Below are 25,472 nucleotides of genomic sequence, written 5' to 3' on the forward strand. Positions count from 1 at the left end.
CCCCGGAAGAGTTCCCACGTGGGCGGCACGGTCGGAATGACGTTGAATTTGCGAAAAGGTGTATGCGTTGTCGTCAGATCGCAAGCACATCATCCGGTCTTATTTCTCGAACATCAGGCTCCTGATTTCAGCCCATTTGGACAGCAGACCTTCCCGGTTGTCGTGTTGACTGCTCACCGAAGAAACCGCATAGAAGTAAACCGTGTTGGGTTTCGCGGTGTGGTCGACGTACGGGGGATGCTGGATCGGGTTGGCAGTCAGTCGCACCATCTCCTTGCCTTCACGACGATACACGTGATACCCGGCCACTTTTTCAGTGCTCTCGGTCCATTGGACTTCCAGAGTGCCCTTGGACGGGATGACCCATACATTGGCGGGAGGAGGCGGCGGAAGGGCTTCCGGAGCTTTGACCTGGTGCGTCAGGGCGGGCTCGCCGACGATGGGCGTGTCCTCGAAGTAGAGAACGGGCGTGACCCGGTACCCGTACATGCGATCCGCCGCAATGCCCTGGTCCAGGTAGTTGTTGGCCTTGATCGGCGCAGGCGAAATGCGTTCCCAAACCTTGGTGGCCGAGAGTCGTTCCACCACGAACAGCAACTCTCCCTGCATGGGTTGTCCTTGATTATCCCTGGCGGGCGGCTTCCACTGCACGAGGATGCCCTGCGGCCCGGGCATGGCGCTCAGGCTCCTGATCTGACCGGGCGGATGGAAAACCTTGGCGATCGCCGTGTTGGACATGGTTACAGGGCGCCCGTCCTTGTCCTGAATGACAATCTGGTAACGATACGCGTGCTGCAGGGAAACCGCCGGATCCGTCCAGCTCAGTTTGCCGTCGTGAACGAGAGCGGGATCGGGATAGACCGGATCGATCATCTGGAGTTCCCTCTGCACGGTGGCCGGACAATCCAGGCAGTTTCTGTTCTCCCACAACAGTTCCGATCTCAGGATGTTGAAACGATACGGGTTTTCCTTCGAAATCTTTCGCATCTGAGGCGGGATGGTCCATGTAAGCTCGACCCCTTTGGCCCGTACCTGGACCTGAAGGTCTCGGATCTGAGGCTGTGCGTCGGTCGATTCGGGCCTGGGGAAAGTCTTTCTGCCGCAACTGCCGACCGTCAATCCAAGGATAAGGACACAAATCACACCGGCTAAACGACGAGTCTGCATGAAACGATGGACTGATGTCTTCATAAGTCGATTTCCGCTTGTTAGGATCACGAACTCAGGGACTGCTCCAAGGCATCCAGTTCGGCGCGGGCCTTCTCGATGGCCTCCACCACTCGGGTCGTCGCGGTGCCTCCGATGGAGACCCTCTGATCGATGGCGCCGGCAACCTCAAGAAACGGGAATACGTCCTGATCGATGGTCTTGTGGAATGTCTTGAGCTCCTCGACGGTGCAATCGTGCAGTTGCTTGCGGTTCTTCAGGCAGTACTGCACGATTTGACCCACAATATGATGAGCCTTACGGAACGGGACTCCCTTCTTGACAAGGTAGTCCGCAAGGTCGGTTGCGAGCGTAAAGCCTTGGATGGCCATTTCGCCCATGCGTTCCCGGTGGAATCGAATCTCGGGGATCAACCTGGAAAGGAGACGCAAGGTGCTGATGATGGTATCGGCAGTATCGAAAACCGGCTCCTTGTCTTCCTGAAGATCCCGGTTGTAGGCCAGCGGGAGCGCCTTGGTGAGGGTCAGAAGCGCCATCAGATTGCCGTAGACGCGTCCCGTCTTGCCCCGCATCAGCTCCGGCACGTCGGGGTTCTTCTTCTGGGGCATGATGCTGGAACCCGTACAGAACGCGTCACTGATCTCGATGAAGTCGAATTCGGTGCTGGACCAGAGGATGAGTTCCTCGGCCAGGCGGCTTACGTGCATCATGAGCATCGCCGACGCGGCTCCGAATTCGATCAGGTAGTCCCGGTCGCTCACCGCATCGATACTGTTTGAGGTCACCCGCGGGAAGTTCAGATATTTGGCCGTCCATTCCATGTCGATGGGAAACGTCGTGCCTGCGAGCGCCGCGCTCCCCAGGGGCAGGACATTCGTCCGGTGGAAGCACTGTTCGAACCTCTCGTCATCACGTTTGAGCATCTCGTAATAGGCCATGAGGTGGTGGGAGAGCAGAATCGGCTGAGCATGCTGCAAGTGCGTGAAGCCGGGCATCACGACGCCCAGGTTTTCTTCGGCGCAGCTCACCAGGACCTTCTGCGTCTGGAGGATCAGGCCGCGGCACTGGAGCAGCGTGTCCCGCATATAGAGCCGCACGTCCAGCGCGACTTGGTCGTTTCTGCTGCGCGCGGTGTGGAGCTTCCCTCCAACCTCGCCGATCTTGCGCATCAGCTCCTGCTCGATCGCCATATGAATGTCTTCGTTGGAGGAGCCGAGGTGCAATTTCCCGCGTTCGAGCTCTCGCCGGATCTCCCCCAGTCCCTGGACGATAAGGGAGGCGTCGTCGTGGGATATGATCTTGCATTGGGCAAGCATGCGGCAATGTGCGATGCTTCCCTCGATGTCGTACCGGTACAGTCTGTTGTCAAAATGAATGGAAGCCGTGTAATCCTCGACCTGCCTGTTGGTGGGTTGATCGAAGCGGCCTTGCCAAAGCTTCTCCGTCATATATCGATTCTCCTCGGCATCACCGATCGTCAGCGCGATTTGCCGCGGACCAGGGATTCGATCTGAAGCCTCAATCCATGTAGTCTGATGAAACCGGTTGCATCGTCCTGCCGATAGACGTCGTCTTCTTCGAAAGTGGCGAAGCTCGGCTGATACAGTGACCGGTCCGACCTGCGCCCGATCACGACACAGTTTCCCTTATAGAGTTTCAATTTTGCGGTACCGTACACGTTTTCCTGAGCGAGATCCATCGTATTTTGGAGCAGGCGCATCTCCGGGGAATACCAGAAACCGTTGTAAATCAGGCGGGAATACTGCGGGACGAGGGAATCCCTCAGGAACATCAGTTCACGGTCCATGGTGACGGATTCCACCGCATGGTGTGCCGTCCGCATGATGGTCCCGCCCGGAGTCTCATAAACGCCCCGTGATTTCATGCCGACAAAACGGCTTTCCACGAGGTCCACGCGACCGATGCCGTGCCTGCCGCCGAGCGCGTTGAGCCGGGTCAGCAGCTGAGCGGGGCTCAACCGCTCCCCGTTCACCGCCACCGGGTTGCCTCGTTCAAAATCGATTTCGACGAATTCCGGCGCGTCCGGCGCCTCTTCCGGTGCCACGCTCAACGTGAACATCGCCGGATCCGGCTCCAGCCATGGGTCTTCGAGGATGCCCCCCTCGTAGCTGATGTGCAGCATATTGCGGTCGGAGCTGTAGGGTTTCTCTTTGGTGACCGGGATCGGAATCCCGTGCCTGCGCGCGAACTCCACGAGATCGCTGCGCGACTTCAGGTCCCACTCCCGCCACGGAGCAATGATCTTGATGGCCGGATTGAGCGCGATGTAGGTGAGCTCGAACCGGACCTGGTCGTTTCCCTTGCCGGTGGCGCCGTGGCTCACGGCATCGGCGTCTTCCTCCTCCGCAATCCGGATCTGGGCTTTGGCGATCAGCGGCCGGGCGATGGATGTCCCCAACAGGTACTGACCCTCGTAAATTGCATTGGCCCGGAACGCGGGAAAAACGAAATCGCGCACGAACTCCTCGCGCAGATCGACGATACGCGCCTTGACCGCGCCCGTCGCAAGGGCCTTCGCCTCGAGGCCGTCAAGTTCCTCCGCCTGGCCGAGATCGGCGGAAAATGCGACCACCTCGCAACCGTAACTCTCGATCAGCCATTTGAGAATGATCGAGGTGTCCAAGCCGCCCGAATAAGCCAAAACCACTTTTTTCACGTCCATGAAATCGAATCGTCCTCTCTTTGTCCCTCACCGGTCCTGTCCGCGGCTATTCGATCGCTTCGCCGCGGATCGCCCCGGGAATCCTCTTACTTGCTCCCCTGTGTCGGGGCGTTGTCGCTCAAAAGCCAGTCAAGCAGCGCCATCTGGATGTGGAGCCTGTTTTCCGCCTGGTCGAAGATGGCGGAATGCGGACCCTCCATGACCGCGTTGGTGATCTCTTCGCCGCGATGCGCCGGCAGGCAGTGGAGAACGATGGCGTGAGCGGGGGCCGCCGACAGGAGTTCTTCGTTGACCTGGAACGGGCGAAAGATCGACCTGCGGGCATCGGCTTCCTCTTCCTGCCCCATGCTCGCCCACACGTCGGTGTAGATAGCGTCGGCCGACGCCACCGCCTCTTTGGGGCTCGCGGCCATGATCACCTTGCCCTTGCCCTGGGTATCGGCCCAGTCGAGAATCTCCCGGTCCGGAAGATACTGGGACGGGCAGGCCAGCGATACGGTGAAACCGAGTCTGGCCGCCGCGTTGATCCACGAGTGGGCAACGTTGTTACCGTCGCCGATCCAGGCCACGTGCAGACCCTCGAGGGTCCCCCGCTTTTCCTTGATGGTGAGCAGATCTCCCAGCACCTGACAGGGATGGGTGCGGTCCGTGAGCCCGTTGATCACCGGAATGGACGCGTAGCGGGCCAGCTCGGTCACGTCTTCCTGGGCGAAAGTCCTTATGACGATGGCATCCACGTATCGCGCCAGCACTCGGGCCGTATCCGCCAGCGGTTCCTGCCTCGAGATCTGCGTGTCCCTGGCACTCATGAAGATGCTGTGCCCACCCAAACGATAGATCGCCGCCTCGAAAGAGACCCGGGTGCGCGTGGACGGTTTCACGAAGATCAGAGCTACGACCTTGTTCCTGAGAGACTGCCGCAGATTCCCTTCGGCCAGTTCCCGCTTCATGGTCTCCGCTCTCGAGATCAGTGCGACGATTTCATCAGCGCTGAGATCCCTGATGGAAAGCAGATCGCGCTTCATTGTGTCTCCTCCGCCAAAGCATCGTCCAAAGCCTGAATGAGACGATCGATTTCCGCCCGTTCGACAACCAGTGGGGGAACGAACCTCAATACCGAGTCGTGCGTGCAGTTGATGACATAGCCCCGCTCCAGCAGCTTCGTCACCACGTTCTGTCCCGGCCTGTCCAGCTCGGCCCCCACCATCAACCCGAGGCCGCGGACTTCCCGGATCGAGGGTCTGCGCTGCTGGAGCTCCCTCAGGCGCCCCATGAGATATTCTCCCGTTTCACGAACTCTCTCGAGCAGGGAAGGCTCGGAGATGATCCTCAAGACCCGCAGTGCCACCGACGTCACCAGGGGAGTTCCCCCGAAGGTCGTGGCGTGCGTGCCGGGCACAAAGGCCTCGGCGGCCTGATTGGTGGCCAGCATCGCCCCGATGGGCAGTCCGTTGCCGAGGGCCTTGGCAAGCGTCATGATATCGGGGGTGACCCCGTAGTGCTCGTGGGCGAACAGCCTTCCGGTGCGCCCCATGCCCACCTGCACCTCGTCAAAAATCAGCAGCAGGTCATGCTTTCGGCACAGTTCCTTGAGACCCTCCAAATAGTTCGCGGGAGGCAGGTTGATCCCCCCTTCGCCCTGAATGGGTTCCACCATCACGGCGCAGGTGCGTTCCGTGATCGCGTTCTCCACCGCGGCCGGCGATCCGAAGTCGACGAAGGCAAACCCTTCCACCAGCGGCTCGAATCCCTTGTGCACCTTTTCCTGCCCGGTTGCCGAAAGGGTTGCGAGGGTACGGCCGTGAAAGGAGTCTTTCATGGTGACGATATGAAAACGGCCCTCTCCGTAGCGGTCCTTGCTGTACTTGCGCGCCAGCTTTATGGCTGCCTCGTTGGCTTCGGCTCCGCTATTGGAAAAAAATACCTTATCCGCAAAAGAAAGCCGTGTCAATTCCGCCGCCAGTTCAATCTGCGGCCGCGTGTAAAAAAGGTTGGAGACGTGAATGAGCGTATCCGCCTGCTCGCACAGCACCCGCGTCACTTCCGGGTTGCAGTGACCGAGGTTGCACACCGCGATTCCGGCCAGAAAGTCCAGGTACTCCTTATCGTTATCATCCCACAGGCGGCAGCCTTTGCCGCGCACGAAGGTCACGGGGAGTCGTGCGTAAGTGTTGAAGATGTGCTCCTGAGACAACGCCTTGTAGTCTTCCATGGGAGTGGCTCCTTTCCGGTTGTTCATGCGGGGCGACGGCGCATTCTGATGCCAACGGTTCAACGGCGTTCAACCTACGGACTGTCCGCGCCGGTAGCGCACGATTTCCGTTCCGACCCCGGCGTCGGTGAATATTTCCAGCAGGATGGCGTGCGGCACCCGGCCGTCCACGATATGAACCTTGTCGACCCCCGACTGCAGGGCGTCGATGGCGCATTGCACCTTGGGTATCATCCCGCCCTTCAAGGTCTCATCCTGAAGCGCATCGGCGGCCTCGGCCACGGTCAGGCTGGAAATGAGGTTCCCGCCTCCATCGAGCACTCCCTCGACGTCCGTCATCAGCACGAGCTTGGCGGCTTGCAGGGCGCCGGCGATGTGGCCCGCGACGAGGTCGGCGTTGATGTTGTAGGTTTCACCCTGTTCCCCGACGCCGACCGGAGCGATCACGGGGATCAGGTTGCCTCCTGCCAGGGTGTCCAGAATGCTCACGTTCACACGGTTCACTTCCCCCACGAGGCCGATATCGATGATTTCAGGCGGCTGGTCATCGCCTTTGTACCGATACACGTGGAGCTTTCGCGCTTCGATGAGATTCCCGTCCTTGCCGCTCAATCCGACGGCGTGACCGCCGTGACGGTTGATGAGCGACACGATCTCCTTGTTGATCTTTCCGGCAAGGACCATCTCCACGATGTCCATGGTGTCCGCATCGGTGACGCGCATCCCGGCGCAGAAATCGCTCTCTTTGCCGATCCTCTTGAGCATCCGGCCGATTTGAGGCCCGCCGCCATGGACCACCACGGGGTTGATCCCGATGTATTTCATCAAAACGATGTCCTTGGCGAAGCTCTCCTTGAGCTCTTCGGCCACCATCGCGTTCCCTCCGTACTTGATCACCACGGTCTTCCCGTAGAAGCGCCGGATGTAAGGCAGGGCTTCGATCAAAATGCCGGCTTTTTCGATCATCTCGTTTCATCCTGTCGATCTGGTCTGGCGTGTCCAAAGCTCATTGGGAAACCCGTCGCCCCGGGGGAGACGGGAAAAACCTGTCGGAATGAACTTTCCCTAAAGAATATAGCGGCTCAGGTCCTCGTCCTTGATGATGTCGCTCAGGGTTTCCTGAATGTATTGCCGCGTGATCGGTATCTTTTGGCCCTTCAGATCCGGCGCGTTGAATGAAATGTCGGACAGCAATTTCTCCATGATGGTATGCAGTCGTCTCGCTCCGATGTTCTCCGTTCTCGCGTTGACCTGGAAAGCGAGACCTGCGATCTCTTCGATGGCTTCATCGTCGAAAGTGAGCTCAACCTCCTCCGTGGCCAGCAGCGACTTGTATTGAACGATCAACGCGTTCTCCGGTTCCTTGAGGATGCGGACGAAATCCTCCTTCGTCAGGGAAGCGAGCTCGACCCTGATGGGGAACCGGCCCTGAAGCTCGGGAATGAGGTCCGAGGGCTTGGAAATATGAAAGGCCCCGGAGGCGATGAACAGGATATGATCGGTCTTGACCATGCCGTACTTGGTGGTGACCGTGGAGCCTTCCACAATGGGCAGCAGATCCCGCTGGACCCCTTCGCGGGACACGTCGGGTCCGCGTCCGCCGGATTCCCGCCCGGCAATCTTGTCGATTTCATCGAGGAAAATGATGCCGGAGTGCTCGACTCTCTCGATGGCGGACTTGATCACCTTGTCCATGTCGATGAGCCGCTGGGATTCCTCCTGGACCAGTATCTCGCGGGCTTCCGGGATCTTCACCTTGCGCCGCTTGGTGCGCCGGGGCAGCATGGACCCGAGCATGTCGCGCAGGTTGTAATCCATGTCCTCCATCCCGGTCCCGGCAAAGATTTCGACCATGGGGAAATTGCGGTCCGGAACGTCCAACTCGACGTAGCGGTCGTCGAGGGCGCCCTTGCGCAGTAGCTTGCGCAGCTTTTCGCGCGTGGAGTCGGCCTGGACAGCTTCTTCCCGGGCGGCCTCCCGGGGCTCGCGCGCCTCCTGCGGCTCCACCGGGACCGGCAGTTCCTGTTCCCTGGACTCCTGCTGCCGTTTGGGCGGGAGCAGGATATCGAGGAGCTTCTCTTCGGCCAATTCCTCCGCCTTGATCTTGACCGCTTCCATTTCCTCCGTCCGCACCATGCTGACCGCGAGTTCCGAGAGGTCCCTGATCATGGATTCCACATCACGGCCGACATAACCCACCTCGGTGAATTTGCTCGCCTCGATCTTGAGAAACGGCGATTGGGCCAGTCTGGCCAGGCGGCGTGCAATCTCCGTTTTCCCCACGCCGGTGGGGCCGATCATGATGATGTTCTTCGGCGCGATCTCATCCCTGAGGTGCTCGGGGACCTGCTGTCGACGCCACCTGTTGCGCAGGGCGATGGCGACCATGCGTTTGGCGTCTCGTTGCCCGATGATGTACTTGTCCAGTTCCTGAACGATTTCCGCAGGCGTCAGCGGTTTTTGCATGTTGATCAGAGCTCCTCGAAAGTGAATTCCCTGTTCGTATAGATGCAGATGGATGCGGCGATGTTCATCGCCTCTTCGGCGATCTCCCGGATGGACATCCCGGTATGCCTGATGAGCGCGCGGGCCGCCGCCAGAGCGTAAGGCGCACCCGAGCCCACCGCCGCAAGACCGTCGTCCGGTTCGATGACGTCGCCCGTGCCGCTCAGAATGAAGCAGTCGTTCCGGTCGGCGGCCACGAGCAGTGCCTCGAGGCGCCTCAACGCCCGGTCCATGCGCCAGTCCTTGGCGAGCTCGACCGCGGCGCGCTTGAGGTTTCCATTGTATTGCTCGAGCTTGCCCTCCAGCCTCTCGAACAGCGTGAACGCGTCCGCCGTTGAGCCGGAAAACCCCGTGAGAATGCGGTCGTGATACATCTTGCGGACCTTTTTCGCCTGGTGTTTTACGACCGTGTCTCCCATGGTCACCTGGCCGTCGCCCGCCATGACCACTTTGCCGTCCTTCTTGATGGCCAGCACGGTTGTCCCGTGCACAACGGTTTCACCCATGTCTTTTCAACTCTCCTCTAACAGAACTACGCCAATTCATGACCATGAACCCAATCGGCACATGTCCCGCGACCGGTAAGCCGAAGCCCGTTTACTTTCCCGACCGATCCCTGCGGCTTCTGGGGTGGGCCGCATCGTAGACCTTCATGAGCTGGTCCACGTGAACATGAGTGTAGCGTTGCGTCGTGGACAGGTTCGAGTGTCCCAGCATCTCCTGAATGGCGCGCAGATCCGCTCCCGAGTTCAACAGGTGGGTCGCGAACGTGTGCCGCAACCCGTGTGGGCTGAGATGCTGCCACAGTCCGCATCTTCGGAGCTCCATGCGGAGCAGCCGGTGCACCGAACGCGTCGTCAGTCTCCGCCCCCTGGCGTTGCGAAACAGCGCGGAACCCATGCGCCTGGCTTCCGGGAACTGGCTGTCCAGCACCCGCAGGTAGAGCTTCACGGCGTCAAGGGCCTTCCCTCCCACCGGCACGATGCGCTCTTTACTCCCTTTACCCAGGACCCGGACCATGCCCTCGTGGAAATCGACGTCGGATTCGTCCATCCCGGCAAGCTCGCTGACCCGGACTCCGGTGGAGTACATGCATTCAAAAAGCGCCCAGTTGCGGCAGCGCCGCCAGGATGCGCCGGCCCGGGCCGCTCCGGCGTTCAGCGAGTCCAGCAAATGAAACACGTCGTCGACCCCGAGGAAGGAGGGGATTTTCGTCCCCAGCTTGGGATAGGCCACAAGGGCCGCGGGATTCTCGCGGACGAGCTCGCGGTCATTGAGAAAATGGTAGAAAGAGCGCAACGTGGACAATTTCCTGGCCCGGCTGGTCTTCTTGCGGGTTTTGTGCAACGCGGCGAGATACCCCCTGATCGCATCCGCGTCGACCTGTGACAGCCTCGGATCGGCTGTGCCCGCCGTTGCGTTCATGTGTTCCCGAAATTGATCCAGGTCGCCGGCGTAAGCCCGCACCGTCTCGGCGCTCAATCCGCGCTCGTGCCGCAGGTGCGCGATGAATCGGGCCGATGCCTCCGACCAGGTCGCCTCGCTGCCGTCGGCGGAGTTATCGTCAAGAGTCCCGGGCGCCAATGTGCCCCCCCGTTTCCATCCGTCGCGCCACCCTCCTAAAAGGCTTCGGGACCCGGCCCATGCAAGGCGCCGTGGACTTTCGCCGGGAAGGGCGCGAACGGGTGCCTGAGAAAGTTTTCCGCACCGGACTTCACAAACGAAAAAAATTAAGTAGCACACGCGCCCGAAAAATTAAAGGGTAAGTCAGATCGATTCCGGATGGATGGGGGTACGGTAAGGAATTTTCTTGACTTTGGCGTCTATTTTGCCCTATCCTTCCTCCTTTGGATTTCTCTACGATTTCAGAATATTGAGATACGGTAGAGGGTTCCGGAACGTCCCGCACAGCGAATGAATGTGCCTGGTCGAATGATGCGGGGTCTACAGAAACGCGCAGGCGGCCCGGGCGTTCATTGTCAAACAGCCGTTCGGTTCAGAGCCTCTGCTTTCGATTTACCGCCAAGGGGGAGTTGTTTGCCGGTCGTGAAGCCCGGTCCCCCCCGGGGACCGCAATAATTGAAGAAAGGAAGAGATATGAAAGAGGACGTTGCAGGTGTTCGTACTTTCGCAATCATTTCCCATGGTGGTGCGGGCAAGACTTCCCTGGCCGAGGCCATGCTCTTCGATGCCGGTGTGACCACCCGGCTCGGCAAGGTGGACGACAGCACCTCGGTCATGGACTACGAACCCGAGGAGGTGAAGCGGAAGATTACGATCAGCACCGCATTCAATACCCTGACCTGGAAGAAACACCAGTTCACCATCATCGATACTCCCGGGGACTTCAATTTCATCGCGGAAACCAAGACATCCATGCAGGGTGCGGATGCCGTCCTCGTCCTGGTCGACGCCATCGACGGCGTCAGGGTCCAAACTGAAAAAGTGTGGGAATTTGCCGACGAATTCAAACAGCCGCGGATCATCTTCGTGAACAAAATGGATCGCGAGCGGGCGGACTTCGCCAAGACCGTCGCAGACATCCAGAACAACTTCGGCAAGTCGTGCGTGCCCTTGCAGATTCCCATCGGGAGCGCGGAAAGCTTCAAAGGCGTGGTCGATGTGCTCAACCGGAAGGCCTGCCTGTACGGACATGGGGACAGCGGCAAGTTCGAGGTCAAGGAAATGCCCGCCGATCTGGCCGATCAGGTGGCGCACTACCATGAAGAATTGGTCGAACGGGTCGCCGAATCCAATGACGAGCTGTTGGAGAAATATCTGGAATCCGGAGAACTGTCTCCCGAGGAAGTGAAGAACGCGCTTCGCGGCGCCGTGACTTCGGGGACTCTGGTCCCCATTGCATGCGGTTCGGGGGTTGCCAACATCGGCATTCACGGCCTGATGGACCTCATCGCGGATTGTCTGCCGTCCCCGCTGGACCGCGGACCGCGGACCGGCAAAGGGGCCCGTGGAGCCGAGGCCGATCGCGAGCCGGATCCGGCTGCGCCGTTCAGCGCACTGGTGATCAAGACCATCAGCGATCCTTACGCCGGGCGCCTGTCGGTGATGCGCGTCTTCTCGGGGAGCTTGTCGCCGGATTCGACTGTTTTCAACTCTACCAAGGAAACCAAGGAAAGATTCGGCCAGTTGCTCCGGTTGAAGGGCAAGAACCAGGAACCCATCCAGGGTTGCGGTCCCGGCGACGTCGTGGCGGTGGCCAAGCTCAAGGAGACGACCACCCAGGACACCCTGTGTTCCGAAAAGGACGTCATCAGCTTCCCTCCGGTGGAGCTCCCGCCCGCCATTTATTCGCTGGCTGTCGAGCCCAAGAGCAAGGGTGACGAGGAGAAGATTTTTTCCTCCCTTTCCCGTCTCATGGAAGAAGATCTTACGCTCAAGCTCGAAAGGAATGAGGAAACCAAGGAGATGATCCTGTCCGGGATGGGGGAAATCCATATCGAGGCCACGGTTGACAAGCTGAAGCGCAAATTCGGCGTGGAGGTCAATCTGCGCATCCCGAAGGTGACGTACAAGGAAACGATCAAGGGGAAAGCCCGCGTCCAGGGAAAATACAAGAAGCAGTCCGGAGGCCGCGGCCAGTACGGAGACTGCTGGATCGAGATGGAGCCTCTGCCCAGGGGCGAAGGCTTCCAGTTTTATGACAAGATCGTAGGCGGGGTGATCCCGAGACAGTACATCCCGGCAGTGGAAAAAGGCATCGCCGAAGCCTTGGTGGAGGGTGCTCTGGCGGGCTATCCTGTGGTCGATTTCAAGGTCGATCTGGTGGACGGCTCTTTCCACCCCGTGGACTCTTCCGAAATGGCGTTCAAAATCGCGGGGTCGATGGCGTTCAAGAAAGCCATGATGGAAGCCAAGCCGACGCTGCTCGAGCCGATTGTGTTGATGGAAATCACGGTTCCTGACGATTGTATGGGAGATATCATAGGCGACCTCAATTCCAGGCGCGGGCGAGTGCTTGGAATGGAGAGCAAGGGGAAAAAGCAGATCGTCCGCGCGAACGTGCCGCTTGCCGAAGTCCTGAAATACGCTCCCGATTTGCGATCCATGACGGCCGGCAGAGGTATGTTCACGATGAAGTTTTCTCACTATGAGGAGGTACCGGGCCAGTTGCAGGAGAAGATCGTCGAGGCGGCCAAGGCGGAAGAAAAGTAGGATGACCGTTTCCGCGCCGTTCCGGTTTTCCGCCCGAGGAAGCGACCTCTCCGGACGGGGAGGGTTTCGCGTTGGGACCGGGAGTCGCCTTCGGATGATGGTTCCCGGTGTGGATTCCCGTGCGTCGTCAGGGTTGAGAAATGGCTCAAGGTCAGACCGCCCCGGATAGGTTCTCCGGTACTGTCGAACGCGTGGCACTGGCAGACCTGATGCAGATGATCTGCCTGGCTCAAATGAGCCATGCGATCGTCGTGCAGCACGAATCGGGAACCGGAGCCATTTTCGTGCGTTCGGGCCAGGTTTGCCATGCCGTACTGGGCGGCGCTCAGGGGGAGGAACCCCTGTTCGAAATGTTGAGATGGCGGAGTGGAAAGTTCGATGCCGCCCCGTCTCAATCATCGGATACACCCGCTACGATCACCCGGGGTTGGGAATACCTGCTGATCGAAGCCATGCGATCGCGCCTCACGGGCGAAGAGGCGGCGGGCGAGAGTGCGGGTCCAGTGCTGTCGGCGGGTTTTGCCGGTCGGCTCGGCGGCGTCCAACTTTCCGATCTCGTTCAACTCGCCTGCATGTCCCGAACCGACCACGTTTATGAAGTCAAGACCGAGCCAAGAACGGGGAGAATCTACGCCCGGTCCGGTCAGGTCTATCATTCCGAATGCGGTAAGCTGCAGGGGGAAGATGCTTTCTGCGAGTTGCTCCTGGCCGAAACCGGCGAATTCCGGACGGTTTCTCTCGAAGGCGAGCCCCCGGAGACCATAGCCAAGCCCTGGGAATACCTCCTCATGGATGCCATGCGCTACCGCGACGAGAAGACCGGCGGCGCCGGGGAGGAGCTTGAGGAGGAAATCCAGAGTCTTCTGACAAAATTGCACAGGATGAAGGTCAGCGAGAAGATCCGGGCGGCGATGGTCGGGGACAAGGAAGTACGCTCCCTGCTCATCAGGGAACCCAACAAGCTGGTTCAAATTGCCATCATCAACAACCCTCGCATCACGGAAGGTGAGGTGAGCGCGATTGCAAGCAGTCGGAACGTGGACGAGGAGGTGTTGCGCCGAATTGCAAATACCCGTGAGTGGATGAAGATTTACGCCGTCAGGCTGGCCCTCACGACCAACCCGAAGTGTCCGTTGCCCAGTGCCCTGAGACTTCTCCAGGGGCTTACGCAGCACGACATCAGACAAATCGCGAAGAGCAAATCCGTACCGATCGGGCTGGCCCAGACCGCGCGGCGGTTGATCCATGAACCATAGGGGGACAACGATGGAAAGCCGGACGACAAAACAGGCGAAACGGGAATTCCTCCGCACGGTCGCCATTATCACCGTCAGTGACCGTGGAGCGCGCGGCGAGCGCGAAGACGCTTCGGGACAGGCACTGCATGACCTCCTGACCAGGCATGGATTCGACGTCTGCTACCAGACCATCGTACCGGATGAAGCGGAGGTCATTTCCCAGGCGATCAGGGAATGCGCCGTTGTGAAGAGAGTCGCTCTGGTGCTCACCACGGGCGGCACAGGGGTATCGCCGCGAGACGTAACGCCGGAGGCGACTCGCGCGGTGATCGAACGCCTGGTCCCGGGCATGGCGGAAGCTATGCGCGCCGCAAACCTGTTGAAGACCCCTCATGCCATGCTCTCGCGGGCCGTCGTCGGCATTCGCGGTGCCACGCTCGTCATCAACCTGCCCGGCAGCCCGACCGGCGCCGTTGAAAATCTAAGCGTGCTGCTGGGAGCGTTGCCGCACGCATTGGACAAGATCCAGGGCGACATGTCGGATTGCGCCAGGCCGGCCGGGGGCTGAACCGGGGCAGGGCCGCGGGCAATCGTCAATCGTTCCGTCCATGGATGAACGGCATCCATCCGAACCGTCACGTTGGCGCCTTTCAGACCTGACCGCGGGGGGGGGGCGCCAAGGTCCGAAAAGCGCTCGAAAACCTTGTCGAACGACCGCACCGGCGTGGGAATGACCACGTGGGCTTTCCCGCTTCCTTTGAAGCCCCGTTCCTCCGCGACCCGCGGCAATGAAGGGCAAAGGGGCTCCTGCCGGGCGAAGAGCCGGCTCAGGCCTCTAGTCTTCCGAGTCTTCCCTCCCTGTCTGAGCCCTCCTGAGAGTGTAGCGCTCCACGAGTTCTTGTTTCCTTTTCTGAAAACCCTCCTTGATTCTCTCCACGTCCTCATCGAATCGAAACATACCCGATTCCGCGTCCTCAACGACCTTGAGGAACTGCTTCACCATTGCATTGTCGGACCAGTCCGTCTGCCCCTGTTTATACAGGGAATAGACCTCAGACCCGAGACGTGCCCCGGCCTTGTCGAGTTCCTTACGCGCCGAGCATTTCCTGAATTTCCGGAGGCGGATCTTGGCGAGCTTCTTCAGCCAGGCGACGGACACGAGAGCATTTTGCAGCCCGAAATATCCGGCTTGCTTGACCAGATCGGAAACCTTTTCGAATACGCTCTTCATAACTTCTTCTCCTCCTCGTCCAATGTCCGAATCAGCCGGACCAGTTCAATTCACGCCGCATGCGCTCCACCATGCGCACGAGGTGGGTTCCGGGCCAGTAGATTCTACCGCATCCCGGACAGTGATGAAAACACTCGTTCGTTTCGAAAACGAAGTCGGGGACTCTGCCGAATACCCGGTCGCGCGGGAGGACTTCGAGGTCCAGGTTGCAGAGGATGCAGCGGCGAAGTGGTCTGAGCTCCTCCAGCCGGATCGGCACGGCCGCGATCAATTCCTTGAGCTGTTCGGAAGGATCGTTGGATGTCAGGCAAAAAACCCCGGTCGAACCACACCACTGCCGACGCCTCGTCACGATGATCCGGCCTTCTTCCCGAAACCGAGTCACTTGAGCGGAACTGTCCACCCGCAGGCATCGGGCGTCGAAGCCGAGGATGCGCAGCCATTTGGCAACCTTCCCGAGCATGATATCGACCACGAAACGCTTTTCGGGCGAAGGCCGCTCGCTCATTTGATCGAATCCAGGTCGACGGTACGGACGCCCTCTTGAACGGGCGGGACAAAGACCGACGCATCGAAGCCGGAAGTGGGCATGATCTGTTCGACGGTTATTTCCATCCGCCATTGCGCCGATTCGAGTCGGAGTTTCCGAGGTGCATTCTGCGGTTCCAGTTCGACTGCGGGATCGTAGGTGATGCGACGGTCCCACAACCCGTCTCTTGCAGCAAGAGATTTCAGGGCGGGAGGATTGTCCTCGAACTCCCAGAGAAAGGACGCGTCACTTCCCTCGGGAGAAAAATCCGCCTTCCAGCCCGGTGCTTCCCGGCGTGGACTGAGCTTGTCGAGCTGTTCCGGAGGCACGACCGCGGCAAGGTCGTATGCGAAGACCCCGGCGGGCAAAGGCATGCCGAAGAAGTACTCGATGAGCGTTTCGGGCCGCTCGGCCGTGAAGATCATCTTTTCGGAAGGAATGGACAGGGCAGGCTTGCCGTTGTTCATGGTGAACAGCGCAACGGTCTGCCCGACCAGGTTGAAGGCTTCCAGGCGCAACTGATCCGGCAGAACGGCCAGAACGATGGCCTGAAAACGCATCTTGCCCTTGGCGCCCTCGAGCCTGATACGCAGTTTTGCCTGATAACTTCGCCAGTGGGCGGCCCTCGCTTCAAGCTTGCCGAGGTTTTCGTCGAAGGAAACGGGCCGGGGCAGCACCTCCGGCGGTTTGGGTTTCCCGCACGAGAGGCAGCAGAGCATGATCAGACCCAGCAGCACGGCATGAAAGCGGGAGGTCTTCATCGGGTTCCGATCTTCGTTACAGACAGTGGCGGAAAAGGGACGGTTCGATCTCGAGCGTTCCAACGATGCGCCTACTTGAGCCGGTCCAGCTTCTCCCGGATCTTCTCGGGCTCCGTGTGGCTGTACTCCAGCGCTTTCTCATAGGCCTCGATGGCTTCGTTCTTCTTTCCGAGACTCAAGTAAATGTCCCCGAGATGCTCGTGGATGACGGGGTCCTGCGGAACGCGCTTCAATGCCTCCAGAATGGTCTCCAAAGCCTTCTTGTGTTGCCCCAGCTTGTAGTAGACCCAGGCGAGGCTGTCCATGATGTAACCATCATCGGGAGCGGTGGCCAGGGCCGCCTTGATCATCTGGCGGGCTTCGTTGAGGTTGATTCCCATCTCCGCATACGTGTACCCGATGTAGTTCAAGGCATTGGCGTTCTGAGGCTCGATCTCGAGGATCCGTTTCATCACGGCGATGGCGTCATCCCTTCGGGACATCTTGTCGAGAATGACCCCTTTTCGGAACAGGAGATCGGTGTCTCGCGGAGTCTTGACCAGACCCCTGTCCACCGCCGCGACGCCATCCTCGTATTGTTTCGCTTCTTCATAGATGATGCCGAGATAGAGATACAGATCGGCCACTTCCGGTTGGGCGTCGATCGCCTCCTTGAGGACCGCCGCACCGTTCTGGAAGTCCTTCTGCTTGGAGAAAATCAAGGCGAGGCGGGTCTGGGCCATGGGCCAGAGCGGGCTGCTCCGTGCGATCAGCCGGAAGTTGCGGATGGCCTGCTCGAAGTCCTGTTTTTCCGCATAGGTGCTGGCCAGGTAGTACAAAGCCTGGTCGTACTGCGGCTCGTCCTTCAACAGGTAGGTGAAATCCTTGATGGCCTCCTCGTAATCCTTCTGTTGAAGGTGGATGATGCCCACTTTCAAACGGCTCTCGACATCCTTGCGGTTGAGCTTCAGAAGATGGGAGAAATGCCGTAAGGCCTCCGCGGGCCTGTCCTGGCGCATGTAAAGGTTGCCCAGCCGCGTGCGGGCGTTTACATTGGCCGGATTCGCCGACAGGATCTGCAGATAGGTCTGCTCGGCGTCCTTCAGCCGTTCGGTCACCTCGTAAACGTATGCCAGGTCGAGAGAGGCGTTTTCAAATGCGGGTTCGATCGCAAGAACGTCGAGGTAGATCTTTTCGGCCTGTTTGTAAAGTTTCATGTCCAGGAAAACCCGTGCCTTGTAGTACAGTGCCACAGGGTTGTCCGGGAGCAGGGCCTTGAGGTGGTCGAATGCCTCCATCGCCTCATCGTATTTCTTCTCCTGGGCGTAGAGCGCGCCCAGAAGGAGGTGCGCATCCTCGTTGGAAGGATTGATCTCGATGGCCCGGCTATATGCATCGATGGCCCTGGCATTCTGCCCGATTCCGGCATACAGCTGTCCGAGGAGCATGTAGGCGGGCTCGTAGGTGCGGTCAAAGCTCGTGGCGTCTTCGGTGAGCTTGAGGGCCTGTTCGATCTTGCCCTGCCGGATCAAGAGAGCGGCCAACTCGGTGAGCAGCATCGGCGATCGGGGATCCTTTTTCAGGGCTTCGTGGTATGCTTCAATGGCCTTGTCGATTTCTTTCACGCTGACATAATATTGGGCGAGCAGGTACTCGAAGTACAAGTCGGCGCGTGAGCCCGACTCGGAGCGGGCTGCCGGGGCTTTGGGGGTGGAAGATGTCGCCGCGTACGGTTTAAGCTGGGTGCAACTGCACACGGAAAGCACTGCAATGATGAGAAGGTATCGCAGAATCATAGAAGCTGTATGTCCCCGAACTGCGGCAAATTATGAAATTCCATAAATAACAATGAAGTAGAACTTTTCTCTACTAACACAGGTTCGTGCAGGAGTCAATGGCTTCACAGGGCTTTGCGCCGATTTGCCGCCGGTCGGAATGGACCCCCGTGGGAGCTCGACTGTTCAGGACCGACAGGACCCTTCAAGATGACAATGGAACACCCCAAGCTGCGTTACGGACTGGAAGCTTTGCCCATGCAACACGAAGGACAGAACATGATCCTTCTCAGGGACCGAATGGGCCACAGCTCGGACTCCCTGCTGCTTTCTCCCGTTGTTGCGGAACTGGTGATCCGCATGGACGGAACGAATTCCTTTCGGGATCTGCAGGCCCTTTTCCTGCGCATGACCGGTGAAATGCTGTACACGGAGACGCTCGACGAAATCGTGCAGAAACTGGACCAGAACCTCTTCCTCGAGAATGCGAGATTCATCGATCATGTGGCAAGGCAGGTCGCGCGCTACCGGGACGATCCCGTGAGAAGGATGCGGCACGCCGGGCAGAGCTACCCGAGCGATGCGGAGCTGTTGAATCGGCGGCTGGAGGGGTTTTTCTCGGCGGAAGACGGAGGCCCCGGGCTTCCGGGGGCGGCGCGCGACAACCGGCCCGTGCTGGGACTGGTCGCTCCACATATCGACATTCAGGCTGGCGGCCGGTGCTTTGCGCATGCCTACAAGGCCGCCGCGGATTCCGTTTCGCCGCGGACCTGGATCGTGCTCGGCACCGGGCATGAACTGGTATCCAACTATTTCGCTCTGACCGCCAAGGACTTCGAGACCCCCCTGGGGCTGGTCGGTCATGACGAAGAATGCTGCGCGCATCTGGTTAATTCGGCGAAGCGCGATATCCTTGCCGGCGAATACAACCACGTACGGGAACACACGGTGGAATTCCAGGCTGTATTCCTGGCTTATGTCCAGCCGGGGGCGAAGATCGTGCCCCTCCTGTGCTCCTTTTCGCACGAGGACCTGGAAACGGACGGGGAATACATCGATCATTTCGCCGGTCTCCTTCGCGACCTGGTGCTTACCCGTTCCGTGGGAATTCTGGCCAGCGTCGACCTGGCCCACATCGGTCCGCGCTACGGGGACCGCTTCCAGCCGACCGACAGCACGGTGAAGGACCACATGGCCTCGGACCGCGGGCTTGTGGAAAGCCTGCGCGAATGCGACGCCGAAGCTTTCATCCGCCAGATCCGCCTCGAAGGAAACCGGCGGAAAATCTGCGGGGTCGCGCCCCTGTATGTGCTGGCCCAAGCGCTCTCCGGTCTCGCGCAGGGACGGCTCCTGGATCACGCGCACGTCAGGGTCGATCCCTATGGGTCTTTCGTCACCTTTGCGAGCATGATTTTCCATGGGACGCAGGCGAGCCCTGGGTCGGATTCGGAGTGATGCCCGCAATGCCGCAAGGCTCAAGAGGGAGCCGCCGGTTCATGACGGTCTGTCAGAGAAGATCGGGAGGGAACGCAACCACCCGGTCGACGCTGTCCGCTCCGGCCAGGAGCATCACGAGCCGGTCAAGGCCGAGGGCTATTCCGGCGCATTGCGGAAGATGCTCTATGGCGGCCAGAAAGGCTTCCGGCATCGGTCTTGATGAAAGCCCCGCCTCGTGTCGGTCCGCGAGTACCGCCTCGAAGCGCTTCCGCTGCTCCGCGGGATCGGTCAGTTCCGTGAAGCCGTTGGCAAGCTCGATTCCTGCCCAATACAGCTCGAAGCGCTCTGCCACGGGGGGGGCGGAGTCCTTCAGACGGGCCAGTGCGGCCCGTTCGGGTGGATAGTCTTCCAAAAAGCAGGGGTTGGGGAACCCGAGATAGGGCTCCACCTTCGTCACCAGGTCGACATCGAAGCGGTCGGGGTCAAAGTCGACGACCGGGTCCCATCCCGCAAGGCGTAAGAAGGCGTCGCGAACGGTCAGGGATTCCCATGGTTTTCCGGGTTCGATCACGCTGCCGCGGCATGTCCCCCCACCCGTGGCCGCTCCGAAGGCACAAACCTCGTGCAGCAGCTCCACGCAATCCCGTTGCATGTCCTTGTAGCTCGCTCCCGTTCGGTACCATTCCAGCAAAGTGAACTCCGGGTGGTGCAATCGGCCCCTTTCTCCGCTTCGGAAAACGGGGGTGAGCTGGAAGAGTTTCCCGTATCCGGCCGCCAGGAGGCGCTTCATGTAAAGCTCCGGGCTGGTTGCGAGAAAAAAGCCGTCACCGGCGGGCACGGCTTCGATATTGAGCTCGGGAGCGGGAGCCGGGGTCAGCAACGGGGTCTGGACTTCCAGGAATCCCGCCCGCCGGAAGTGACTGCGAATGCGCTCGATGACCCGGGAGCGGAGCTCGAGCGCGTCGCGCTTTGCGGACAGGATATTCCGTTCCGGCATGGTCCTACACTTTGACGCGTTCCACGTAGCTGCCGTTGCGCGTGTCGATCTTGAGCGTTTCTCCCTCTTCGATAAAAAGAGGAACCTGGATGATGAAACCGGTTTCCATCGTGGCGGGCTTCGTAGCCCCCGCCGCGGTGTCGCCCTTTATCCCGGGGTCGGACCGGATCACCTTCAGCTCGACGAAGTTGGGAAGGCTGATGCCGATCGGGCGCCCCTGAAACATCAGCATGCTGACGACGAGGTTCTCGATGAGATAGTTGGTGGCGTCTCCGACCTGGGCGGCGGACATCTCGATCTGCTCGTAGGAAGTCGTATTCATGAAGTGATAGCTGTCTCCCTGCTTGTAGAGAAACTGCATGTCCTGTTCTTCCAGATCGGCGCTCTGAAACTTGTCTCCCGACCGGTAGGTGCGGTCGAACTGCGACCCGGTGATCATGTTTTTCAAGCGACAGCGGTACAGGGCCTGCCCTTTGCCCGGTTTGGAGAATTCGAAATCGACGATGATGTACGGCTCTCCGTCCATTTCCAGTTTGAGGCCCTTGCGCAGGTCGCCCGCGGTCAGTGTGACTCCCATGTAATTTCCTTTCTTTCGGATTGATTACCCAAATCAAATTACCTATTGTAATGAAATGTCTTTGAATGGGTCAAGACGCTTGATCCGGCGACCGTTTCGATTCCGTACGTTCAAGACGATGCCCCATGGATGCGGTCGCCGGCCGTTCTTTCAATCCAACATTTCGAAGGAGGCAACCATATCATGAGCGAGATTCTCTCCGTTAAAGCCAGAGAGATCCTGGATTCGCGAGGCAATCCCACCGTCGAAGCCGAGGTCATCCTCGACAGCGGTTATTCCGGCACCGCCGCTGTCCCTTCCGGGGCTTCCACGGGCTCCAGGGAGGCCCTCGAACTGCGTGACGGGGACCCCGCCCGATACCTCGGCAAAGGAGTGCTACAGGCGGTTCAAAATGTCAATGATGAAATCGCTCCCAAAGTCATCGGCATGGACGGGCGCGACCAGGTCGGCCTGGACAGTTTTCTGATCGAATTGGACGGAACGGAGAACAAGGGCCGCCTGGGTGCAAACGCAATCCTTTCCGTGAGCATGGCCGCGGCCAAAGCGGCGGCGGCCGAGTGCGAGCTTCCCCTGTACCGGTACCTGGGCGGGGCCATGGCCTCTCTTCTTCCGGTGCCCATGATGAATGTGATCAACGGCGGCGCTCACGCCGACAACAACGTGGACATCCAGGAGTTCATGATCGTTCCCGCGGGCGCGCCGACCTTCGGCGAGGCCCTGAGAATGGGAGCCGAGACCTTTCACAACCTCAAAAAGGTGCTCAAGTCCAAGGGATTGAACACCGCCGTGGGTGATGAGGGCGGGTTCGCTCCCAACCTGAGCTCCAATGAAGAAGCCATGGAAGTGCTCATGCAGGCTATCGAGGCGGCCGGGTACCGACCGGGCGAGGACATCTACATCGCCATCGACGCCGCGGCCAGCGAATTCTACAAGGACGGCTCCTATCACATGAGCGCCGAACAGAGCCCGACGAAAAGCGCCGAGGAGATGATCGCATTCTACGAAGCCTGGGCAGGGCGCTATCCGCTCATCTGCATCGAGGACGGCATGGCGGAAGGCGACTGGGGCGGGTGGCAGGCGCTCACCCGGAAGCTCGGCTACAATGTCCAGTTGGTGGGCGACGACGTGTTTGTGACGAACACGAGCATCATTGCAAAAGGCATCGCTGACGGAGTGGCCAATTCGGTTCTCATCAAGCTGAACCAGATCGGCACCGTGACCGAGACCCTCCAGGCCATCAATATGGCCTTCAAAGCCGGTTACACCGTGGTCATCTCCCACCGCTCGGGAGAGACCGAGGACACGACGATCGCCGACCTGGCCGTCGCCACCAACGCCGGTCAGATTAAGACGGGGTCCCTTTCGAGGTCGGAGCGGATCGCAAAGTACAACCAGTTGCTCCGGATCGAGGAAGAGCTCGGGGCTTCGGGTTGCTACGCCGGAATGTCGGCGTTTCGAGTCTAGTGCGCCCGGCTCACGGCAGTTTGCGGAAATGACGGGACAGGGCTTGAAGGGTTGCCGGCGTCACGGGTGCTGCGTCTCGAATCGGCTCGAACCGGTGAGCTCCGGTATCGAACGGAACCGTTGGACGGCTCGCCATTGCCGCGGCACGCCTTGAGGCGAACCGGTCGGAACCCGTCTTGAGGTGAACTACATTGAGGTGAACTAGCCCTTGACAGGATCCCGCATTTCCGGTACAAAGAGCAGATCATGTTCCGGCGGCATACCCAAGTGGTAAGGGAGCGGTCTGCAAAACCGTTATTCAGCGGTTCAAATCCGCTTGCCGCCTCCAGAAAAATCAAGGGGTCACGGTCCCGGTACCGTGGCCCCTTTTTTGATTTTTCTTCCGGTTCAAAAATATCGATTGATTTTTCGACGTCCCGAACGGCCTATGGCCGCCGAACGACGGGATCGTTTGCCTGGGTACGCATCCTTTCAATTTGCGCGGGAAAGCCATGAACGGGCGTAAAGAAGCGACGTTGTTCGTTCCGTGTATCATCGACGGCATGTACCCCGAAGTGGGTGAGGCCATGGTCGAGGTACTTCGAAGACTGGGAGTGGAGCTGTGCTATCCCGCCGGCCAGACATGCTGCGGCCAGCCGGCTTTCAAGGCCGGGTACCGGAAGGAAGCCGTGGTGGCGGCCAGGCATTTCATCAGGACCTTCGAAAGTGCCGGGACCGTTGTCTGCCCATCCGGGTCCTGCGTGGCCATGGTTCGGCACCGATACCCGGAACTGTTCAGGGACGACCCCGGGTGGCTGGAGAAGGCCCGCGCCGTGGGCGGGCGGGTTTTCGAGCTGACCGAATACCTGGTGGACGTGCTGGGGATCGAAGATGTCGGAGCGCGATACCGCGGGAAGGTCACCTATCACGATTCCTGTGATCTGCTGCGTGGTCTCGGAGTGCGCGAACAGCCCCGAAAGCTGATCGGGCGGGTGCGGGATGTGGAGTTCGTGGAAATGAAGGACTCCGAGCGGTGCTGCGGTTTCGGAGGCGTCTTCTCGTTCAAGTACGGCGACATCTCGACGGCTATCCTCAAGGACAAGGTGAGGAACATCCTCGATTCCGGGGCGGACACCGTGGTTGGATGCGACATGGGTTGCCTGATGAACATCCAGGGGATTCTCAGCCGCACTCGGCATCCCGTTCGGGCGATGCATATCGCTCAACTCCTGGCAGGCTCCAGCGATGCCCTGCCGTCACCTGCCCGGCGGGTTCCTCACCCGCCGTGTCGGTGAACACTCCGGGGACTCCGTATGACCCGCATAAGGACCGAACTGTTCAGGCAGGAAGCCGGGAAAGCCCTCAATAACCGGCACCTGCAGGAAGCTTTGAGCGATTTTCAGGAGCGCATCAGCAAGGCCACGGCCACCGCCTTCTCCAGTCTTTCGGATGCGGAGGGGTTGAGGCTGGAAGCCCGCCGGGCCCGTATGCGGGCCATCGAAAACCTCGACGTTCTACTCGATAGGCTGGCTGACAAAATTCTCAACCGTGGAGGCCGGGTCTTTTTTGCCCGGGATGCCCGGGAAGCCGTGGAGTATTGCCTTGAGACGGCCAGGCGGCTTGGAGTGAAGAAAGTGGTGAAGGGCAAGTCCATGGTCGCCGAGGAAATCGGCCTCAACGAGGCTCTGCAGGAGGCCGACATCCAGGTGTGCGAAACGGACGTGGGCGAATTCATCGTCCAACTGGCGGGCGAACCTCCTTCTCACATCATCGCCCCCGCGGTTCACAAGACAAAGGTGGAAGTGGGCCGGCTCTTCTCGGAAAAGCTCGGGATTCCGTACACCGACGATCCCGTTGCGCTCACTCGGGCGGCCAGGAATGCGCTTCGGCAGAGATTCCTGGAGGCGGACATGGGAATTTCCGGCTGCAACCTGGCTTGCGCCGAGACCGGCCACATCACTACGGTTTCCAACGAGGGCAACATTCGCATGGCCTCGACCTTGCCGCGGGTGCATATCGCCATCATGGGCATGGAAAGGATCGCGGCGCGCCTCGAAGACCACGACGTCCTGCTTCGCCTGCTCTGCATGGGCGCCGCCGGCCAGAGGCTGGCGGGCTATGTCTCCTACCTGGGCGGTCCGAGGCAGCCCGACCAGGAAGACGGCCCCGATGAATTCCACCTCGTCGTTCTCGACAACGGCAGGTCCAGGATCCTCGCCGATGAGGATTTCCGGGAAATCCTGTGTTGCATCCGCTGCGCCGCGTGCCTCAACGTGTGTCCGGTGTACGGGAAGATCGGGGGACACGCCTACGGACACGTCTATTGCGGTCCGGTGGGCTCGGTCCTGACTCCGCTGCTCGTGGGCGTGAACCGGGCGAAAGACCTGTGTCTCGGCGAGACCCTGTGCGGGGCGTGCCGGGACGCGTGCCCTCTTCACATCGATATTCCCGGGATGCTCCTGCGGCTGCGGTCCAAGCTCGCCGACGGGGATGACGGGTGGGGCGTAAAGCGTGAGCGGCCCGCCGAAAAGCTGTTCTTCACGCTGTGGGCCGGACTCGTACGGTCACCCGGTCTCTACGCGCTTGCACTCACCGCGGCGGCTTTCCTGCAACGGTTGCCGCCGGGCGCAAAGGACACCATAACCCGGCTGCCTTACCCGTTTCACGAGTGGACGCAAAGCCGCGACATCAAGCGTCTCGATGGACGAGCCTTCAGGAAACGGTGGAAGGAACTCCGATAGGGGAAGAAGATGAAGCCGAGCGAG

The 25,472-nt window shown here is 59.9% G+C and carries 22 protein-coding genes and 1 tRNA gene; 8 read left to right on the top strand and 15 right to left on the bottom strand.

Features of this window, described 5'->3' with window-relative positions; genetic code table 11:
* Window positions 1–99: 99 nt before the first annotated feature.
* The 9 genes from SFUM_RS00315 to SFUM_RS00355 form a co-directional block, all read right to left on the bottom strand.
* The gene (locus SFUM_RS00315; RefSeq protein ID WP_011696935.1) at window positions 100–1,191 is read right to left on the bottom strand and encodes a fibronectin type III domain-containing protein; all 1,092 of its coding nucleotides are present in this window, start codon (window positions 1,189–1,191) and stop codon (window positions 100–102) included.
* Window positions 1,192–1,214: 23 nt separating this feature from the next.
* Entirely contained in the window at window positions 1,215–2,615 is a 1,401-nt protein-coding gene (argH, locus tag SFUM_RS00320; RefSeq protein WP_011696936.1) for an argininosuccinate lyase, read from the bottom strand.
* Window positions 2,616–2,644: 29 nt separating this feature from the next.
* A complete protein-coding gene (locus SFUM_RS00325) occupies window positions 2,645–3,850 on the bottom strand; it encodes an argininosuccinate synthase (RefSeq protein WP_011696937.1) in 1,206 nt (401 codons plus the stop codon).
* Window positions 3,851–3,936: 86 nt separating this feature from the next.
* Window positions 3,937–4,875 (bottom strand): ornithine carbamoyltransferase, encoded by a 939-nt coding sequence (argF, locus tag SFUM_RS00330; RefSeq protein WP_011696938.1) that lies wholly within the window; start codon window positions 4,873–4,875, stop codon window positions 3,937–3,939.
* Complete coding sequence (locus SFUM_RS00335; RefSeq protein ID WP_011696939.1) at window positions 4,872–6,062, bottom strand: aspartate aminotransferase family protein; 1,191 nt, start codon at window positions 6,060–6,062, stop codon at window positions 4,872–4,874. Before SFUM_RS00335 ends, argF begins: the two co-directional genes overlap by 4 nt.
* Window positions 6,063–6,131: 69 nt before the next feature.
* On the bottom strand, window positions 6,132–7,028 hold the full coding sequence (gene argB / locus SFUM_RS00340) for an acetylglutamate kinase (protein ID WP_011696940.1): 897 nt from the start codon (window positions 7,026–7,028) through the stop codon (window positions 6,132–6,134).
* Window positions 7,029–7,127: 99 nt separating this feature from the next.
* On the bottom strand, window positions 7,128–8,528 hold the full coding sequence (gene hslU, locus SFUM_RS00345) for an ATP-dependent protease ATPase subunit HslU (protein WP_011696941.1): 1,401 nt from the start codon (window positions 8,526–8,528) through the stop codon (window positions 7,128–7,130).
* Between the two features lie 5 nt (window positions 8,529–8,533).
* Entirely contained in the window at window positions 8,534–9,073 is a 540-nt protein-coding gene (hslV, locus tag SFUM_RS00350) for an ATP-dependent protease subunit HslV (protein ID WP_011696942.1), read from the bottom strand.
* A gap of 91 nt (window positions 9,074–9,164) precedes the next feature.
* The gene (locus SFUM_RS00355) at window positions 9,165–10,151 is read right to left on the bottom strand and encodes a tyrosine recombinase (protein ID WP_011696943.1); all 987 of its coding nucleotides are present in this window, start codon (window positions 10,149–10,151) and stop codon (window positions 9,165–9,167) included.
* A 513-nt stretch (window positions 10,152–10,664) separates the two neighbouring features.
* Here SFUM_RS00355 and fusA point away from each other — a divergent pair.
* The 3 genes from fusA (at window position 10,665) to SFUM_RS00370 (ending at window position 14,546) form a co-directional block, all read left to right on the top strand.
* On the top strand, window positions 10,665–12,740 hold the full coding sequence (gene fusA / locus SFUM_RS00360; protein WP_011696944.1) for an elongation factor G: 2,076 nt from the start codon (window positions 10,665–10,667) through the stop codon (window positions 12,738–12,740).
* Between the two features lie 140 nt (window positions 12,741–12,880).
* Entirely contained in the window at window positions 12,881–13,996 is a 1,116-nt protein-coding gene (locus SFUM_RS21190; protein ID WP_011696945.1) for a DUF4388 domain-containing protein, read from the top strand.
* A 10-nt stretch (window positions 13,997–14,006) separates the two neighbouring features.
* The gene (locus SFUM_RS00370; protein WP_011696946.1) at window positions 14,007–14,546 is read left to right on the top strand and encodes a MogA/MoaB family molybdenum cofactor biosynthesis protein; all 540 of its coding nucleotides are present in this window, start codon (window positions 14,007–14,009) and stop codon (window positions 14,544–14,546) included.
* A gap of 267 nt (window positions 14,547–14,813) precedes the next feature.
* On the opposite strand, the gene SFUM_RS00375 is transcribed toward SFUM_RS00370, so the two are convergent.
* The 4 genes from SFUM_RS00375 to SFUM_RS00390 all read right to left on the bottom strand — a co-directional run bounded on the left by SFUM_RS00375 (window position 14,814) and on the right by SFUM_RS00390 (window position 18,274).
* Window positions 14,814–15,209 (bottom strand): hypothetical protein, encoded by a 396-nt coding sequence (locus tag SFUM_RS00375; RefSeq protein ID WP_011696947.1) that lies wholly within the window; start codon window positions 15,207–15,209, stop codon window positions 14,814–14,816.
* A gap of 31 nt (window positions 15,210–15,240) precedes the next feature.
* Window positions 15,241–15,717, bottom strand: coding sequence for a Mut7-C RNAse domain-containing protein (locus SFUM_RS00380; RefSeq protein WP_011696948.1), 477 nt, complete (start codon window positions 15,715–15,717; stop codon window positions 15,241–15,243).
* Complete coding sequence (locus tag SFUM_RS22810) at window positions 15,714–16,499, bottom strand: LolA-like protein (RefSeq protein ID WP_011696949.1); 786 nt, start codon at window positions 16,497–16,499, stop codon at window positions 15,714–15,716. The genes SFUM_RS00380 and SFUM_RS22810 overlap by 4 nt, the downstream gene beginning before the upstream one ends.
* Before the next feature lie 71 nt (window positions 16,500–16,570).
* Window positions 16,571–18,274 (bottom strand): tetratricopeptide repeat protein, encoded by a 1,704-nt coding sequence (locus SFUM_RS00390; RefSeq protein ID WP_011696950.1) that lies wholly within the window; start codon window positions 18,272–18,274, stop codon window positions 16,571–16,573.
* Window positions 18,275–18,463: 189 nt separating this feature from the next.
* On the opposite strand from SFUM_RS00390, the gene amrB reads away from it, so the two are divergent.
* Window positions 18,464–19,708, top strand: coding sequence for an AmmeMemoRadiSam system protein B (gene amrB / locus SFUM_RS00395; RefSeq protein WP_011696951.1), 1,245 nt, complete (start codon window positions 18,464–18,466; stop codon window positions 19,706–19,708).
* Between the two features lie 52 nt (window positions 19,709–19,760).
* On the opposite strand, the gene epmA is transcribed toward amrB, so the two are convergent.
* A complete protein-coding gene (gene epmA, locus SFUM_RS00400) occupies window positions 19,761–20,687 on the bottom strand; it encodes an EF-P lysine aminoacylase EpmA (RefSeq protein ID WP_011696952.1) in 927 nt (308 codons plus the stop codon).
* Window positions 20,688–20,691: 4 nt separating this feature from the next.
* On the bottom strand, window positions 20,692–21,264 hold the full coding sequence (efp, locus tag SFUM_RS00405; RefSeq protein ID WP_011696953.1) for an elongation factor P: 573 nt from the start codon (window positions 21,262–21,264) through the stop codon (window positions 20,692–20,694).
* A gap of 183 nt (window positions 21,265–21,447) precedes the next feature.
* On the opposite strand from efp, the gene eno reads away from it, so the two are divergent.
* From eno to SFUM_RS00425, 4 genes are all read left to right on the top strand, one after another.
* Window positions 21,448–22,728: a phosphopyruvate hydratase gene (gene eno / locus SFUM_RS00410; protein WP_011696954.1), complete on the top strand. Its 1,281-nt coding sequence runs from the start codon at window positions 21,448–21,450 to the stop codon at window positions 22,726–22,728.
* Window positions 22,729–22,981: 253 nt separating this feature from the next.
* Window positions 22,982–23,056: transfer RNA gene (locus tag SFUM_RS00415), tRNA-Cys, on the top strand.
* A 163-nt stretch (window positions 23,057–23,219) separates the two neighbouring features.
* A complete protein-coding gene (locus SFUM_RS00420) occupies window positions 23,220–24,002 on the top strand; it encodes a (Fe-S)-binding protein (RefSeq protein WP_011696955.1) in 783 nt (260 codons plus the stop codon).
* Window positions 24,003–24,020: 18 nt separating this feature from the next.
* A complete protein-coding gene (locus SFUM_RS00425) occupies window positions 24,021–25,448 on the top strand; it encodes a LutB/LldF family L-lactate oxidation iron-sulfur protein (RefSeq protein ID WP_011696956.1) in 1,428 nt (475 codons plus the stop codon).
* Window positions 25,449–25,472: the final 24 nt, after the last annotated feature.

Source organism: Syntrophobacter fumaroxidans MPOB, from assembly GCF_000014965.1.
GTDB lineage: Bacteria > Desulfobacterota > Syntrophobacteria > Syntrophobacterales > Syntrophobacteraceae > Syntrophobacter > Syntrophobacter fumaroxidans.

Coding starts and splice junctions, on each gene's coding strand:
- SFUM_RS00370 (WP_011696946.1), top strand. CDS start 14,007: ATGGAAAGCCGGACGACAAAACAGGCGAAACGGGAATTCCTCCGCACG.
- SFUM_RS00335 (WP_011696939.1), bottom strand. CDS start 6,062: ATGGAAGACTACAAGGCGTTGTCTCAGGAGCACATCTTCAACACTTAC.
- argH (WP_011696936.1), bottom strand. CDS start 2,615: ATGACGGAGAAGCTTTGGCAAGGCCGCTTCGATCAACCCACCAACAGG.
- SFUM_RS00375 (WP_011696947.1), bottom strand. CDS start 15,209: ATGAAGAGCGTATTCGAAAAGGTTTCCGATCTGGTCAAGCAAGCCGGA.
- amrB (WP_011696951.1), top strand. CDS start 18,464: ATGACAATGGAACACCCCAAGCTGCGTTACGGACTGGAAGCTTTGCCC.
- fusA (WP_011696944.1), top strand. CDS start 10,665: ATGAAAGAGGACGTTGCAGGTGTTCGTACTTTCGCAATCATTTCCCAT.
- SFUM_RS00425 (WP_011696956.1), top strand. CDS start 24,021: ATGACCCGCATAAGGACCGAACTGTTCAGGCAGGAAGCCGGGAAAGCC.
- epmA (WP_011696952.1), bottom strand. CDS start 20,687: ATGCCGGAACGGAATATCCTGTCCGCAAAGCGCGACGCGCTCGAGCTC.
- SFUM_RS00420 (WP_011696955.1), top strand. CDS start 23,220: ATGAACGGGCGTAAAGAAGCGACGTTGTTCGTTCCGTGTATCATCGAC.
- argF (WP_011696938.1), bottom strand. CDS start 4,875: ATGAAGCGCGATCTGCTTTCCATCAGGGATCTCAGCGCTGATGAAATC.
- hslU (WP_011696941.1), bottom strand. CDS start 8,528: ATGCAAAAACCGCTGACGCCTGCGGAAATCGTTCAGGAACTGGACAAG.
- SFUM_RS00325 (WP_011696937.1), bottom strand. CDS start 3,850: ATGGACGTGAAAAAAGTGGTTTTGGCTTATTCGGGCGGCTTGGACACC.
- SFUM_RS00390 (WP_011696950.1), bottom strand. CDS start 18,274: ATGATTCTGCGATACCTTCTCATCATTGCAGTGCTTTCCGTGTGCAGT.
- SFUM_RS22810 (WP_011696949.1), bottom strand. CDS start 16,499: ATGAAGACCTCCCGCTTTCATGCCGTGCTGCTGGGTCTGATCATGCTC.
- SFUM_RS21190 (WP_011696945.1), top strand. CDS start 12,881: ATGGCTCAAGGTCAGACCGCCCCGGATAGGTTCTCCGGTACTGTCGAA.
- argB (WP_011696940.1), bottom strand. CDS start 7,028: ATGATCGAAAAAGCCGGCATTTTGATCGAAGCCCTGCCTTACATCCGG.
- eno (WP_011696954.1), top strand. CDS start 21,448: ATGAGCGAGATTCTCTCCGTTAAAGCCAGAGAGATCCTGGATTCGCGA.
- SFUM_RS00315 (WP_011696935.1), bottom strand. CDS start 1,191: ATGAAGACATCAGTCCATCGTTTCATGCAGACTCGTCGTTTAGCCGGT.
- hslV (WP_011696942.1), bottom strand. CDS start 9,073: ATGGGTGAAACCGTTGTGCACGGGACAACCGTGCTGGCCATCAAGAAG.
- SFUM_RS00380 (WP_011696948.1), bottom strand. CDS start 15,717: ATGAGCGAGCGGCCTTCGCCCGAAAAGCGTTTCGTGGTCGATATCATG.
- efp (WP_011696953.1), bottom strand. CDS start 21,264: ATGGGAGTCACACTGACCGCGGGCGACCTGCGCAAGGGCCTCAAACTG.